The organism is Amycolatopsis sp. cmx-4-54 (genome assembly GCF_046548895.1).
GTDB lineage: Bacteria > Actinomycetota > Actinomycetes > Mycobacteriales > Pseudonocardiaceae > Amycolatopsis.
Genome location: NZ_JAEBEJ010000018.1, coordinates 141,553 through 156,221, shown reverse-complemented (window position 1 = coordinate 156,221; position 14,669 = coordinate 141,553). Strand labels below are relative to the sequence as shown.

General features: G+C 70.5%; 9 protein-coding genes. 1 reads left to right on the top strand and 8 read right to left on the bottom strand.

Translation table 11 applies throughout. From position 1 onward, the window contains the following. Positions 1-105 precede the first annotated feature (105 nt). Complete coding sequence (locus ACLJQ7_RS39620; protein WP_410653332.1) at positions 106-756, bottom strand: GNAT family N-acetyltransferase; 651 nt, start codon at positions 754-756, stop codon at positions 106-108. Positions 757-829: 73 nt separating this feature from the next. Between ACLJQ7_RS39620 and ACLJQ7_RS39615 the strand changes: the two genes are divergently transcribed. Next, positions 830-1,123, top strand: a complete 294-nt coding sequence (locus ACLJQ7_RS39615) for a hypothetical protein (protein WP_410653331.1) — start codon at positions 830-832, stop codon at positions 1,121-1,123. Between the two features lie 27 nt (positions 1,124-1,150). On the opposite strand, the gene ACLJQ7_RS39610 is transcribed toward ACLJQ7_RS39615, so the two are convergent. From ACLJQ7_RS39610 to ACLJQ7_RS39580, 7 genes are all read right to left on the bottom strand, one after another. Continuing rightward, positions 1,151-1,366: a hypothetical protein gene (locus tag ACLJQ7_RS39610; RefSeq protein ID WP_410653330.1), complete on the bottom strand. Its 216-nt coding sequence runs from the start codon at positions 1,364-1,366 to the stop codon at positions 1,151-1,153. A gap of 189 nt (positions 1,367-1,555) precedes the next feature. Beyond that, positions 1,556-2,467, bottom strand: coding sequence for a trypsin-like serine peptidase (locus ACLJQ7_RS39605; protein ID WP_410653329.1), 912 nt, complete (start codon positions 2,465-2,467; stop codon positions 1,556-1,558). Between the two features lie 96 nt (positions 2,468-2,563). Next, complete coding sequence (locus ACLJQ7_RS39600; RefSeq protein WP_410653328.1) at positions 2,564-3,499, bottom strand: TauD/TfdA family dioxygenase; 936 nt, start codon at positions 3,497-3,499, stop codon at positions 2,564-2,566. Then, complete coding sequence (locus ACLJQ7_RS39595; protein WP_410653327.1) at positions 3,496-4,773, bottom strand: ATP-grasp domain-containing protein; 1,278 nt, start codon at positions 4,771-4,773, stop codon at positions 3,496-3,498. The genes ACLJQ7_RS39600 and ACLJQ7_RS39595 overlap by 4 nt, the downstream gene beginning before the upstream one ends. Then, a complete protein-coding gene (locus tag ACLJQ7_RS39590; RefSeq protein WP_410653326.1) occupies positions 4,770-6,041 on the bottom strand; it encodes an ATP-grasp domain-containing protein in 1,272 nt (423 codons plus the stop codon). Before ACLJQ7_RS39590 ends, ACLJQ7_RS39595 begins: the two co-directional genes overlap by 4 nt. After that, a complete protein-coding gene (locus ACLJQ7_RS39585; RefSeq protein ID WP_410653325.1) occupies positions 6,038-11,464 on the bottom strand; it encodes an amino acid adenylation domain-containing protein in 5,427 nt (1,808 codons plus the stop codon). Before ACLJQ7_RS39585 ends, ACLJQ7_RS39590 begins: the two co-directional genes overlap by 4 nt. Further along, positions 11,461-14,490 carry a non-ribosomal peptide synthetase gene (locus tag ACLJQ7_RS39580; protein ID WP_410653324.1) on the bottom strand — a complete coding sequence of 1,010 codons (3,030 nt, stop codon included), beginning with the start codon at positions 14,488-14,490 and terminating at the stop codon, positions 11,461-11,463. The genes ACLJQ7_RS39585 and ACLJQ7_RS39580 overlap by 4 nt, the downstream gene beginning before the upstream one ends. Positions 14,491-14,669: the final 179 nt, after the last annotated feature.

Below are 14,669 nucleotides of genomic sequence, written 5' to 3'. Positions count from 1 at the left end.
GTAGCGGGTGCCACCGACAGATTCGTGTCGTGTCCGAAGTGGACAGACGTTCACCGGCCGAGGCTTCGGAGGCACCGGCGCATCTACAGGCGGGTGCCGCCGGGCTTACCGGTCGTCAAGCCCGAGCAAGGGCAAGCACGGGGCAAGCCGCTCCATCCGGACCGGGACGGTGCGGTGCTGCTCCCACCGCGCTCGGGACAGGCGTAGCCGATGCTCGACCGTCAATCGGCCGCGCACGGCACGGCGGTGGACGCCGTCAGGTTGGTAGCCGAGTTTGCGGGACACCGCGCGGGAGGCGAGGTTGTCGTCGAATGCGGCCGAGATCGCTTCGTCGGCGTGAAGGCCGACGAACGCGAGGTGGAGCGCCGCAGCGCGCATTTCCGTGCCGATTCCCTGCCGCTGGTGACGCTGCCCGACCCAGCAACCCGTGCTCACTTCGCGGTTGATGGCCAGGTCGCGGGCACTGATGCTTTGCTGCCCGACAACGCCGCCGCCGGTGAACACGGTGAAGTCGAGCGACCAGTCGTGCGGGGTCCAGTTACCGAGTTGCCGCCAGTGGTGCTGTACCACGCTCAATACGACTTCGGCTGGTGCTTGGTCGGTCCAGGGAACGATGAACGGCATGGCGTCCGCGTCGTGAACGCCGCAGGCCGCCAGATCGGCCAGAGCACCGAGGTCGTCGGGCGAAGGCAAGCGAAGTTCCAGTCGTGGTGTCGTCAGCCGCAGCCCAAGCAGTGGGAAGTGGTCGGCAAGCATGCCGCCATCGTGCCTGCTGCCCAGGAACAGCTCATCCCGATCGTCATGCGTCCGGAGGTGTCCGCGAGATTCCGTGCCGAGGTCCGATGACGGCGAGAAGCTGGAGTTTCTCTCGCCGGCCGCGGCATCCTCCTCGAGACGGCGCTGCTTCCCGCCCTGCTCACCCGAGGCACGCGGCGGCCGCCTGTACGGCCCCAGCGGGCTCGGGCACCTGGCGGGCGCACCCGCCGAGCAGGCCGTCTACTCGCGGCTTCGTAGCGCGGACGACGCCGCACGCATCTGGCGGATCTCCGAGGAACTCACCGGCACCGCCTTCCCCGCCGACGAGGGTGCCCACCCTGGCCCGGGGTCGACGGGACGGCCGTAGCCACACCATCGCCGCTGGTCGGCGTCGTCACCCCGTCGCCAGCGCCCGCTGCGACACGCTGCCTGCGTGCACGGGGGCGACGAACACAGTGCGAGGTGGTGCGGCCCTCTCGTCGTCCGGCAGGTCAAGGGCTTCCAAGCCGTCCTGCCACCGCACCCAGTGCTGGACGCACAAGCCCAGCCAGAACTCGACCTCGTCGCAGCTCCGACGGCGACAAAGGTGTCTACCGCTATCGATCGTCATGGACCAAGGAACCCTCCTCCCCCCACCTTCACACAGTACTGCGACGCGCGGGTCTCCGGTTTCGCGACATACCCCGCCGGGCTCCGGATCCCGACAGCCAGCGGTGGGGCGTGGATTCCCCGCTCGGTTTACTGGAGCACCCGCCGATAACGCCGCCTCGAGTGAGCGACTGCACCGGCGACCCACAGGTCAGAGGTTGTCGGCGTTCTCGAGCAGCTTCCGCACCGGTTCGCTCAGTGCGGCGCCGCTCAGGTCCAGGGTCACGAGGTCCTCGTTCATCGTTCCCCGGCTCGTGACGCTGAAAATGGTCCCCTTGCCCGTCGCGGGATCGAAGTTCCGCAGCCACGGGCCGCCGCTGGAGCCACCGGCGAGGTCGCAATCGGTCTTCCACGAGACGCTGACCGAGTTCGCGTCGAGTGCCGCGGGTCGCGCGCAGGAGAACAGCGCCTCACCGCCCGCCGCCTTCGACACGGGGTAACCGAGGAGGGTCGCGTCCACGGGGGGCGGTGGCTCCTCGAAGGAGATGTCCTGTGTGCCCGCGACGTCGGCGACATGCCGGCCGTCGACCGGGTCCAGGGCGAGCACCGCGTCATCGTCGATTCCGCTGGATGGGCCGGGATAGGTCGCGGACCAGGCGAACGCTCGTACCGCGAACACCCCATGGGGCGCTTCGCCGTGGTCGTAGCCGGGAACGAACACGACGTTGATGATCTTGATCGGATTGTCGTAGCGGTCGAATCCGCCGTTGACGCAGTGGCCCGCGGTGAGCGCCACGTCCTTGCTGGCACTGGGTATCACCGTCGCGGTGCACGATCCGTCGACGCCCGGTGCCGCGGTGAAGAACAACCGCCCGACCCCGGAAGGTACCGGTCGCTCCCATTCGCGGCCGATCTTCTCCGCGGGCGGCAGCGCGTCGTCACCCACCCACTGACGCATCCGCTCCGGAGTCCAATGAGCCAACGCCGACGCCCGATCGGCCTCGCTCACCTGCGTGACCACCTCGTCGTCGGCCGCCGACGCCGGGGCGGCCGTAGCCACCACCCCGGCGCCGAGGATCCCCGTCAACGCGACGATTCGGCGAGCTACGAGTTTCAAGTCCATGATCAATGGACGCGCCGGCCGCCGGGAAGGTTGTTCGGCACTTCTCCGCCGGCGCTTTTACGGTCTCCCGCAAAGCATCGCGCTCCCCATGCGGGGTCACGTCATCGCGACCAGGGTCCGCCGCTTGCCCGTGAACGGCTCGCGCCCGTGCGCCATCAGCATGTTGTTGATCACCATGATGTCACCCGGCTGCCAGGGGAACGCGTAGCCGACCTCGTCGTACGCCGCCTTGATCGCGTCCAGGTCCGCCTGCGGGATCGGCGAGCCGTCGGCGAAGAAGGCGTTGCGGGGCAGGTCTTCCACGGGATACAGCTCCAGCAGCGCCTCGCTGACCTCCTCCCCCAGGCTCGACACGTGGAACAGATTGGCCTGGTTGAACCACACCATCGCGCCGGTATGCGGTTCCTCGACGAAGGACGGCCGCACGTGCCGCGTCCGCAGGCCTTCGTCGGTCCACTCGTAGGTCTGCCCGTTACCGGCGCAGTAGTCCTCCACCACCTGGCGATCGCCGGTCTGGAACGCCTCCTGCCAGGTCAGCCCGAGGCCTTCGCGGAACGCCCGGGTGTAGGTGACGCCGCCCGCGAACCGCTCGCGCAGGTCCGACGGCAGCAGGTCGTACATCGCGCGGCTGTCGGCGATCGGCGTCGCACCGCCGGTTTCGGCCGCCGTGTCGCACAGGAAGAACAGGCGGTCGGGCCAGTGCGCCGAGTACGAGTTCTCGTTGTGCATCGGGATCGACTCGGCGGGCGGGTACTCCGTCGAGGTGTAGATGTTGCCCGAGACCGCCGACCGCGGCGTCGAGCGTTCCGTGTACGTCAGCAGCGAGCCGCCGATCTCCTCGGTGACCTGGTTGAACACCGTCAGGTCGGCCGGCATCCCGCGAAGCAGGATCGCGCCGTGCTCGCGCAGCCGGTCCTGCAGCGCTTCGTGGTGCGCGCGCACCCAGTCCAGGCCCGTGGCCGCGTATACGGTGAGCTTCGTGTGTTCGTTGCCCTCGATGTGACCGAGGTTCGCCGCGAGTTCGGCGGTCATGACTCCTCCAGTTCGAATCGGATCAGCTTGGCGGCCTCGGCGTGCAACGCGGCGAGGTCTTCGGTGTCGGCGAACCCCGCGGCGATGACGTTCACCGCGTAGATCTCCTGGTCGTCGGTGAGCAGCTGGCCGGGGCGGACGATGGTGACGACCTCCAGGACCTCGGGCAGGTCGGCGACCTCGTCGGTGCCCTCGACGCGGACCAGCCGCCCGGTGCCCTCGGCGTAGAAAATCAGGTAGCCCACCGGCACCGGCAGGCCCACGCCTCGCGCGGGCGGTGGTGTGCCCAGTGCCAGCGACACGGCCTCGGCGATGACGTCGATGCCGGTCGCGAGCTTCAGCAGCACCGGCTGGGCGCCGCCGGCCGGGCGGCCCGCGTTCACCTCGACGATCGCCGGGCCCAGCTCGGCGTCGTCGATCAGCTCAAGGTGCGCGCAGGTGTTGTCCAGGCCCAGCGCGAGCGTGGCGGCCGTCGCCGCGGCGAACAGCCGTTCGGTGTCCTTTTCGGACAGTTCGAGTGGCGGGCAGACCATGCCCAGCTCGAACTTGCGCTCGTCGATCAGCGGCTTCTCCACCACGGCCACCGGCTCGGCGACGCCGTCGCGAACCAGGACGTCGACCGCGTACTCCGGACCGCGCAGCAGGCCTTCCACGAGGAACACCTTCAGCGGGTCGATCGGCGCCGGTCCGCCACCGACGAGCCGGTGGTACCGGGCGTCCTCCGACAGCGGCAAGCGCTCGGCCAGCAGCCGGTACGCCGCCGCCAGCTCGTCCACAGTGGACACCGTGCGCACGAGATTGCTCGCCGCGCCGTTCACCGGCTTGACGATCGCCGGGAGCCCGACCGCCGAAGCCACCGACGCCGCCTCGGACTCCGCCGAGATCAGCGCGCAGCGCGGCCCCGGCAACCCAGCCGCGGCCAACGCCTGCCGGACGGCGAACTTGTTGTGCGTCAAGGTGAACACCGACGCTGGACAGCGCGCGACGCCAAGTAGCTCGGCCGCACGCGCCACGCTCGCGATGATCCCCTCGGCGGCGGTCACCACTCCGGCCGGACTCGCGGTCCGTGCCCGGATCGCCTCGGCCACCGCTTCGGCGTCACGGACGTCGTCGACGAAAACGAAGCCGTCCACCAGTTCGGCCAGCTGTGCCTGTTCGGCCGGTTCCAGGGGCTGCGTGACCAGTTCGGCCCCGAGCCCTGCCGCGCGTACGGCGGCCACGAAGTCGGCGATCCACTGCCCTGTGGTCTCGCAGACCACGAACGCGGTGTTCACACTTCCTCCAGTTCGAGCCGGACGAGCTTGCTCGCCTCGGCGTGCAGGTCGGCGAGGTCCTCGTGATCGGCGAACCCGGCCACGACGAGGTTGACCGCGTAGATCTCCTGTTCGTCGGTGAGCACCTGCCCCGGCGAGACGGTGGTGACGACGTCGATCACCTCGGGCAGCTCGGCGATCTCGTCGAGTCCGCCGATGCCGGTCAACCGACCCGAACCGGCCGCGTAGAGGATCAGCATGCCCAGCGGGATCGGCAGTTTGGCGGGTTCCCGCACCGGCGGCGGAGCGCCCACCGCGAGCGCCGCCAGCTCGGCGAACACGTCGATACCGGTGCGCAGCTTCGCCAGCAGCGGCATGATCGATCCGGCGGGCCTGCCCGCGTTGACCTCGACGATCGTCGGGCCACGGTCGACGTCGACGATCAGCTCGACGTGGGCGCAGGTGTTGTCGAGCCCCAGCGCGCGGACCGCGGCGACCGCCGCCGCGGTGACCAGCTCGGCCCGGGCGGCGGTGAGCCCGGCGGGCGGGCACGACAGCGCCAGCTCGAACTTCCGCTCGTCGATCAGCGGTTTGTCGAGGATCTCGATCGGCTCGGCCACCCCGTCTCGGACCAGCACGTCCACCGCGTACTCGGGGCCGGACAGCAATCCTTCGACGAGGAACGTCGTCGAAGGATCCAGTGTCCCCAATGGACGGTGATAACGCGGATCGGCGGACTCGGGCAACCGTGCGGCCAGCAGCTCGTACGCGGCCGCCAGCTCGTCCACAGTGGACACTGTACGGATCAGGTTGCTGCCCGCTCCGTTGACCGGTTTGACGATCGCCGGGAGCCCGACCGCCGAAGCGACCGACACCGCCTCGGCGGCCGACGAGATCAGGGCGTACGCGGGTCCGGGCAGTCCGGCCGCGGCGAGCGTCTCCCGTACCGCGAACTTGTTCGCGCACAAAGCGAACACCGACGCCGGGCAGCGCGCCACCCCGAGCATCTCCGCGGCGCGGGCGGTGCTCGCGATGGCGCCGTCCGAGCCGGTGAAGATCCCGGCCAGCGCGCCGCCGTCGATCTCCCGCACCTTGGCCGCGACGGCGTCCGGGTCGTGGACGTCGTCGAGCGCGACGACGTCGTCCACCACGCCGTCCAGCGCGGCCCGCTCGGCCGCGTCCATCGGCGGGGCGAGCAGCACGACGCGGTGCCCGGCCGCCCGCATCACCGGCGCGACCTCGCCGACCCAGTGCCCGCGGGCCTCCCTGATCAGCACTGCGGTACTCATGCGGCTTCCTTCCCCGCGAGCTTGCGCTCCCGTTCCTGTGCTCCCACCAGGTCGTCGGGCAGCGAATCGGGCACCTCGGTGTCGAACCGGCGAAGACGCCGCAGGGAGAACCCGCCGATGTTGATCAGCAGCAGAATCAACGCGAAGACGACATAGGCGAGCCCGATGCCCCGGGTTTCGCCCGTGCCGAGCACGGCGCCGACCGACCCGGTCAGCGCGCCACCGGGCGCCAGTAGCGGCGAGAACCAGCCGACGGCCAGCGGCGCCAGCACGGCGAACCCGATCGGCAGCGTCGACCACGTGATCGTCTGGTTGATCGCGAACACCCGGCCGTGGAACCGCTGCGGCACCTTCACCTGCACCAGCGTCGCGTAGATGCCCTGCGACACGGACATCGCGGCGGCCAGGAGGAACACTCCGGCCGCGACGACGATCAGCGACGGCCGCAGGCCCATCACCAGGCAGCCGAGTGCGATCCCGACGTTGCCGACGAGCACGCCGACCATCCGCCGGTGCCGCGGGCCGCCCCACAGCGCCATCCCGATCCCGCCCGCCACCGCGCCGACGGCCTCGGCGAGCGCCACCTGCGCGACGTCGGTGACCGAGCCGAACGACAGCACGAGCGGCGAGAGCAGCACCAGCGCGGGGGCGAGAAAGACGTTCGCCAGCGCGAAGTACAGCAGCATCGTTCGGAAGCCGCGGTGGTTCCACGAGTACCGCAGCCCGCCCGCGATCGCCGTCAGCAGCGGTTCGCGCGGGCGCCAGCCCAGCATGTCCGGGAACCGCACCAGCAGCAGTCCCACGATCGCGAACGCGTAGCTCGCCATGTCCAGGATCAGGATGCCGGACAGCTGGATCGTCGCCAGCAGCCCGGCCGCGAGTACCGGCATCAGCAGCTGGGCGAATCCGGTGGACAGCTGCGCGAGACCCATCGCGTGCCCGAGGTACTGCTTCGGCACCAGTTGCGCCACCGACGACTGATAGGCGATGCGCTGGAACGAAGCGGCCACCGACCCGAGCGGGATCAGCACGTAGAACAACCAAAGCTGGACGTGCCCGGTGATCAGCAGCAACGCCAGTATCAGCTGGATCCCGCCCGCGACACTGCTGGCCGCGATCATGATCCGCCGCCGGTCACCGCGGTCGACCAGTGCGCCTGCCACCGGCAGGACGAGCACGCCGAACAGCAGCGCGAGCGCCCACAGCAGGCCGAGGTCGGCGACCGAGCCCGTGCGGGTGTAGAGCCAGATCGGCACCGCGAACGACGTCAGCGCCGAACCGGTCGAGGACACCAGCTGCCCGATCGTGATCGTGACGAACCGGGCCATGCTCGGCCGCACCGCGGGCTTGTCGTCCACTTCTGCCCGGTGGGTCTCGTGGACCGCCCAGGCCGCGTCTTCGCCGCGGACCCGGACGTCGAGTTCGCCGGGATCGTCCAGCGCCGGGTGCACGCGCGTGACGATCTCCGCGAGCTCTTCGGCCCGGTAGCGCAGGAAGAAGTGCCCGGCCTGGTCGAGCACCACGAGCCCGGTGGTGTCGGTGAGGAACTCCCATTCCCGGTACCGCTCGGCGTAGTAGTCGGTGACCGGGTCTTCCGAGCCGACCACCGACACGATCGGCGCGCGCAGCTTGGCCACGCGGGCGTCGAGCAGGCCGCTGAAGTACTCTTCGGCGGCGCGGCTGTCGGCGCGCATGTTCGTGATGATCCGGTCGGCCTGCGCCGGGTCGAGGTCGTCGGTGTCGACGCCCATACCCTTGAGCCAGTTCGAGTAGTACCGGTTGCTGCGCAGCTTTTCCAGCCGCGTGCGCAGCGTGCCCACCGGCCCCTTCATCCGGGCGAACGGGAAGATCGCGCCGATGTAGACGACCTCCAGCTCGCGGCCGCGCTCTTCGAGCAGCCGGGCGACGGCGACGGCGAGCGCGTTGCCGACACCGCAGTGGCCGTAGATGGCCAGCGGGCCGTCGACGCGGTCGAGGACCTCGTCGGCCAGCCGCTCGACCAGGTCGTCGAAGGGCAGGGCCTCTTCGGACAGTCCGACGTCGTGGCCGGGGATGGCGACCGAGTAGAGCGAATAGCCCTCAGGGAGCGCGTCGGCCAAGGGCTGGTAGACGATCGCGCTGCCGCCGCCGTAGGGGAAGCAGACGTAGGTCAGCGTCCGCTGCGTCGCCGGCTTGGTCAGCTCGTAGAGCAGATGGCGCGGCCGGTCGGCGGCGTCACCGTCCATGAAGGACGCCAGCTCGCGGATCGTGCGGTGCTGGAACAGATCCATGACGCCGACCTGGCCGGCGTCCGCCTTGCCGATCCGTGCCACCACCTGGGTGGCGAGCATCGAATGGCCGCCGAGGTCGAAGAAGTCGTCGTCGACGCCCAGCTCGACCACTTTGAGCACGTCCCGCCAGATCCCGGCCAGCAGGATCTCGACCGGGGTCGACGGCACGACCAGTTCCTTGGTCGCGTCCCGGGACGCGACCGGAGCGGGCAGCGCCTTGCGGTCGAGCTTGCCGTTCGGGGTGAGCGGTAGCTCGTCGAGCGCGACGAAGGACGGCGGGACCATGTAGTCCGGGAGGCTCTGCTTGAGCGCCGTCCGCAGCGCGCCGGGCTCGGCGTCGCCGACGACGTACCCGACCAGCCGCTTGTCCCCCGGCGTGTCCTCGCGGACGATCACGGCGGCGTCCCGCACACCCTGCTGGGCGCGCAAGGTCGTCTCGATCTCCCCCAGCTCGATGCGCAGGCCGCGCAGTTTGACCTGGTGGTCGATCCGGCCGAGGAAGGCGATCGTCCCGTCCGGGCGCCAATGCGCGAGGTCGCCGGTACGGTACATCCGTCCACTGTGGAACGGATCGGGCACGAACCGCTCGGCCGTGAGCTCCGGGCGGTTGTGGTATCCCAGGGCGAGGCCGACGCCGGCGATGTGCAGTTCGCCGGGAACGCCGACCGGGCAGGGCCGTCCGGCACGGTCCAGTACGTAGATCCGGATGTTCTGGATCGGCGCCCCGATCGGCACCGACGCGACCTCCGCGAGCGCGGCGGGCGTGCAGTGCCAGGCGGTGACGTCGATGGCGGCTTCGGTCGGGCCGTAGAGGTTGTGCAGCTCGCAGTCCGGCAGCCGCCGGGTGAACTCGCGGGCGGCGTCGAGCGGCAGTTCCTCCCCGCTGCACACCACCCGCCGCAACGCCGTGCAGGTCTCGACGCCTTGTCCGGCAAGGAAGAGCGTGAGCATCGAAGGCACGAAGTGCGCGGTGGTGATGCCTTCGGACGCGAGCAGCTCACGCAGGTACGCGGCGTCCTTGTGGCCGCCGGGTTCGGCGAGCACCAGCCGCGCGCCGGTGATCAGCGGCCAGAAGAATTCCCAGACCGACACGTCGAAGCCGGCCGGGGTCTTCTGCAGCACCGAATCGGTGCCGTCGAGGCGGTACGCGCGCTGCATCCAGTCGAGCCGGTTGACGATGCCGCGGTGGCCGTTGGGCACGCCCTTCGGCTGCCCCGTGGAGCCCGAGGTGTAGATGACGTACGCCGGATCGTCCGGTCCGGCGAGCGGTTCGGGCGGCTCTGTCGTCTCGTTGAAATCGGCAGAGTCGTCCAGGACAACGACGGTCGCGTCACCCGGCGGGAGCGCTTCGCGCAAGGCCGCCTGCGTCAGCACGACGGGCGCGGCCGCGTCCCGCAGCATGAACGCCAACCGGTCGGCCGGGTACTCCGGGTCGAGCGGGACGTACGCGCCACCGGCCTTCAGGACGCCGAGGAGCGCGACGACCAGCTCGAACGACCGCTCCGCGAACACCCCGGTGAGCACGCCCGGTCCGACGCCGAGGCCACGCAGCCGGTGCGCGAGCCGGTTGGCCCGTTCATCCAGCTCGCGGTAGGTCAACGACGCGCCGCGGAAGGTCACCGCGGGCGCGTCCGGTGTCCGGGCGGCCTGCTCCTCGACGAGCGCGTGCAGCGTGGTCCGCGGGAACTCGGCCGTCGTGGCGTTCCAGCGCTCCAGGACGAGTTCGCGCTGTCCGGCGTCGAGGATGTCCACTTCGGACAGTCGCCGGTCCGGGTCGGCGACGATCGACCGCAGCAGCGTGACGAGCCGTCCGGCCATCCCGGCGACCGTGTCCGCGGTGAACAACGCGGTGTTGTGCACGAACTTGCCGATCAGCCCGCGTTCGACCTCGATCGCGTGGAACTCGAAGTCGAACCGGGTCGCGGGCAGGTCCATCGGCAGCCAGCGGAAGTCCACAGCGGACTCCCCGGCCGCGCCCATCCGGCCCATCTCGTAGTTCTGGAGCACGAACATGGCCTGGAACACCGGCGACCGGCTGACGTCGCGGGGCACGCCGAGCGCGTTCACCAGCCGCTCGAACGGGACGTCGGCGTGCTCGAAGGCGTCCAGCACGTGCCGCCGGGTGCGTTCGAGCAGCTCGGCGAACGTCGGGTCGCCCGCGAGTTGGGTGCGCAGGGGCAGCATGTTGATGAACATGCCCGCCACGCCCTCCAGCTCGGGCAGACCGCGCCCGGCCGACGACGAGCCGATCGCGAAGTCCTCTTGGCCCGAGTACCGCGAAAGCAGCACCTGGTAGGCGGCCAGCAAGGTCATGAAGAGCGTGACCCCGTGCTCGCGGCTCAGCTCGCCGAGAGCTCGGGCGAGGTCGCGTTCGACGAAGAACTCGTGGATCGCGCCGTCGAAGCTCTGCTTGGCGGGCCGAGGCCGATCGGTGGGCAGCTCCAGGGGTTCGACCCCGGCGAGCTGCGCCTTCCAGTGCTCCAGCTGTCGGTCGAGTTCGCCGCCGGTGAGCGTGCGGCGCTGCCAGTGCGCGAAGTCGCCGTACCCGATGTTCAGCGCGGGCAGCTCGGCCGTGCCGCCGGTGCTCAGGGCGTGGTACTGCGCGGCGAGGTCACGCAGCAGCAGGTCGACCGACCAGCCGTCGCCCACGATGTGGTGCGTGCACAGGACAAGCAGGTGCTCCTCGTCGGACACCCGGGCCAGGGTCGCCCGGAGCAGCGGCCCCGTCGCCAGGTCGAACGTCTCGGCCGCGGCGGCGTCGACGGCGGCACGGGCCGCTTCCTCGCTTCCGGCGTCCACAATGGACAAGTCGACCGCGACCGAGGGTTCGATGTGGACGGTCGGCTGTCCGTCGTCCCCAGCAGGGAACCGCATCCGCAGCGCCTCGTGCCGCACCGGAAGGGTGTCCAAAGCGGACTGAAGCGCGGCGACGTCGAGCCTGCCGGTCAGCCGGATCGGCACCGGGATGTGGTACGACCCGGTGCCCGGCGCGAACTGCTCCATGAACCAGACGCGTTCCTGCTGATACGACAGCGGGACGACGGTGTCCGCGGGGCGCGGCGTGATGGTCGCGGCCTGCTCCGTGCGCCGTCGCAGCCGCCGTTCGAGCAGGGCGCGGCGCGCGGCCGCGCTGGTTTCGTCGATCGCGGTCATGCGAGCTCACCTTCGGCCAGCTGGCGCTGGACTTCTTCGTCGCTGAGCTGGTCGAGGTCTTCGGCGAGCCGCCGCTCGATCTCGGCGGCGAGCCCGGCGACGGTGGTGAGGGTGAACAGCCCCCGCACCGGGATGTCGACTTCGACCTGCTTGCGGATCCGGGCCATGGCGCGGATCGCCAGCAGGGAGTTGCCGCCACGGGCGAAGAAGTCGTCGTGCGCGCTGAGGTCGTCGATGCCGAGCAGCTCGCCGAGCACTTCGGCGACGAGTTCTTCGGCCGCGGTCCGGGGTGCGACGTACGCCGGTGCCTCGCCGGGCTCGGGATCCGGCAGCGCGGCCCGGTCGAGTTTGCCGCTGGCCGCCATCGGCAGCGCGTCGAGCGTCACGAACCGGGTCGGCACGAGGTACTCCGGCAACGTCTTCCGCAGGGCGTCGGCCGCTCCCTCGGTGCTGCCGACGACATAGCCGACGAGCGTGTCGCCGCGGACGGCCACGGCCGCGTCCCGCACTTCCGGCAGCTCGCGCAACGCCGCTTCGACCTCACCGGGCTCGATGCGGTAGCCGCGCAGCTTCACCTGCTCGTCGACGCGGCCGAGGTAGTCGAGCGTGCCGTCGCGGCGCCAGCGGGCAAGGTCGCCCGTGGCGTACATCCGGCCATACGGACCCTCGATGAACTTCTCCGCGGTCAGGTCCGGCAGCCCGAGGTAGCCGCGGGCGAGCTGCGACCCGGCGACGTACAGCTCGCCCGGGACGCCCGGTGGCACCGGCTGCCGCCGCTCGTCGAGGACGTACACGCGGGTGCCGGGCACCGGACGGCCGATCGGGACCGGTCCGGGCGGCAGTTCGTCCCCGGGTTCGATGCGGTGCACCACGCAGCCGACGGTGGCCTCGGTCGGGCCGTATTCGTTGACGACGAGTGTGCCGGGGTGCCGCTCCCGCCACGGCTGGACGGTCTCGGCGGTCAGCGCTTCGCCGCCGAGCACCAGCTCACCGGTCGGGAACAGCTCCTCGGCGAGGACTGCGAGGTGCGTCGGGGTCGCCTTGACGAACGTCGGGTTGCCGTCGACCACCGCGCCCCCGGCGGTGAGGGTGCCGAGCAGCGTCGTCACGGTGAGGTCGAAGGACGATGACGTGTGCAGCAACGCCCGTCCGGCCAAACCGGGATACGCCTCACGCGCCCACGCCAGGTACGTGTCGACGGCCTGGTGTTCGACCTCGACGCCCTTGGGCCGCCCGGTCGAGCCCGACGTGTAGATCACATAGGCGACGTCGCCCGGCCCGGCCGCCGGTTCCGGGTCGTCGGTGCCCGCGGCGGACCACTCGGCCGGGTCGTCCAGCACCAGCGTCTTGGTGTCCAAAGTGGACTCACCGGTGACGAGCACGAACGGGACGCCCGCGTCGGCGAGGATCAGCGCCTGCCGAGGGGCCGGGTTGTCCGGGTCGAGAGGGACGTAGGCCGCGCCGCTCTTGAGCACCCCGAGCACACCGGTCAGCAGGTCCGCCGAATTCGGCACGCACACGCCGGCGACGGTGCCGGGCCCGGCACCCAGCTCGCGCAGCCGGTGCGCGACGCGGTTGGCTCGCGCGTTCAGCTCGGCGTACGTCAGGCGCACCCCGCCGAAGTCGACGGCGGGCGCGTCCGGGGTCCGCCGCACCTGGGCCTCGAAGCGGGCGTGCACGGTCGTTGTTTCCGAAGTGGCCACTGGGTTCCAGCTGTTCAGGACCAGCTCACGCTCGTCGTCCGACAGCAGTGGCAGGTCCGCGACCGACCGGGCCGGATCGGCGATCGCCGCGGTCAGCAGCCGCACGTACCGCTCGGCCACGGCTTCGGCGGTCTCGCGGTCGAACAGGTCCGTGCGGTAGACGAGCCTGCCGTCCACGGAGGTCAGGTCGATCGCGATGTCGTCCTTCGCGGTGGCCGAGCGGATCGGCTCCAGCCCCGAGTCGGGCAGGAAGTTGAACCCGAGCTGATACAGCGCCTGCACGCCGGGGTCGCGTTCTGTCCCGACCGCCTCGGCGACCGCCTGGAACGGCACCTGACTGTGGTCGATCGCCTCCAGCAGTGTGGTCCGGACCCGGCCGACCAGCTCGGTGAACGCGGGAGCGCCCGAGCAGTCGATCCGTACGGCCATCTGGTTGACGAACATGCCGATCAGGTCGGCCAGCTCAGGCAAGTCGCGGCCTGCCACCGGCACGCCGACGACGACGTCGTCCACTCTGGACAGTCGCGACAGAAGCGCCGCGTAGCCGGCCAGCAGCACCATGAACGGCGACGCCGACAGCTCTCTGCTCAGCTCGCCGACCCGGTCGATGAGACCGTCCGGAAGGGCGAAGTGCACCTGGTCACCGGCGAACGTCAGCTCCGGCGGCCGCGGCCGGTCGGTGGGCAGACCGTGCACCGGCGGCAACCCGGCGAGCTGCTTCCGCCAGTAGTCCAGCTGTTCGCTCGACGCTTCGAGCTGGCCGCGTTGCCAGGCGGAGTAGTCCGGGTACTGGATGGACAGCTCAGGCAGCTTCGGCTCGCGGCCCTCGAACACGGCGTCGCACGCCTCGCCGAGCTCGGCCCCCAGCACCAGCACCGATCCCGCGTCGAACACGGTGTGGTGCACGACGAACGTGAGCACCCACTCGTCGTCGGCCATGCGGCACACCTGGGCCCGCCACGGCGGCGGCGAGTCGAGCGGGATGGCCCCGCGCGACACATCACCGACGAGTTCGGCGAGCCGGTCTTCACGGGCGTCGGCGGGCAGATCCCGCAGGTCGTGCACCTCGGGCTCGATCGGCACCTCGGCGTGCACCACCTGCATGAGCGCGCCGCCGTCCATGCGGAACGACGTGCGCAGCGCCTCGTGCCGCCCCACGATGACACCGAGCGCGGCGCGCCACTGCTCGGCGGTCAGCGGACGGTCCAGCCGGGCCTGGCAGTGCAGGTTGTACACCGGGGACGCCGGGTCGAGCTGGCCGGACAGCCAGATCCGCTCCTGGCCGAACGAGGCCGGGAACGTCCATTCCTTCGTGTCGCTCATGATTTCCTGTTCTCAGTCTCTGGTGGTGAACCCGCTGGTGGCGTGGTGGGTACAGCCGTGGCGTGTTGCGAAAGCCACTTTCGCAACGTTGAAGGTTGCGAAAGTGGCTTTCGCAACGTCAGCGGCCAGGCCCAGGGGGTCGTGAGTGTTTCGGGTCGTCAGAACGGCACTTATCACTC

Excerpts from the sequence above, each read along its gene's own strand:
- ACLJQ7_RS39620 (WP_410653332.1), bottom strand. The coding sequence starts at position 756 with ATGCTTGCCGACCACTTCCCACTGCTTGGGCTGCGGCTGACGACACCA.
- ACLJQ7_RS39610 (WP_410653330.1), bottom strand. The coding sequence starts at position 1,366 with ATGACGATCGATAGCGGTAGACACCTTTGTCGCCGTCGGAGCTGCGAC.
- ACLJQ7_RS39605 (WP_410653329.1), bottom strand. The coding sequence starts at position 2,467 with ATGGACTTGAAACTCGTAGCTCGCCGAATCGTCGCGTTGACGGGGATC.
- ACLJQ7_RS39600 (WP_410653328.1), bottom strand. The coding sequence starts at position 3,499 with ATGACCGCCGAACTCGCGGCGAACCTCGGTCACATCGAGGGCAACGAA.
- ACLJQ7_RS39590 (WP_410653326.1), bottom strand. The coding sequence starts at position 6,041 with ATGAGTACCGCAGTGCTGATCAGGGAGGCCCGCGGGCACTGGGTCGGC.
- ACLJQ7_RS39585 (WP_410653325.1), bottom strand. The coding sequence starts at position 11,464 with ATGACCGCGATCGACGAAACCAGCGCGGCCGCGCGCCGCGCCCTGCTC.
- ACLJQ7_RS39580 (WP_410653324.1), bottom strand. The coding sequence starts at position 14,490 with ATGAGCGACACGAAGGAATGGACGTTCCCGGCCTCGTTCGGCCAGGAG.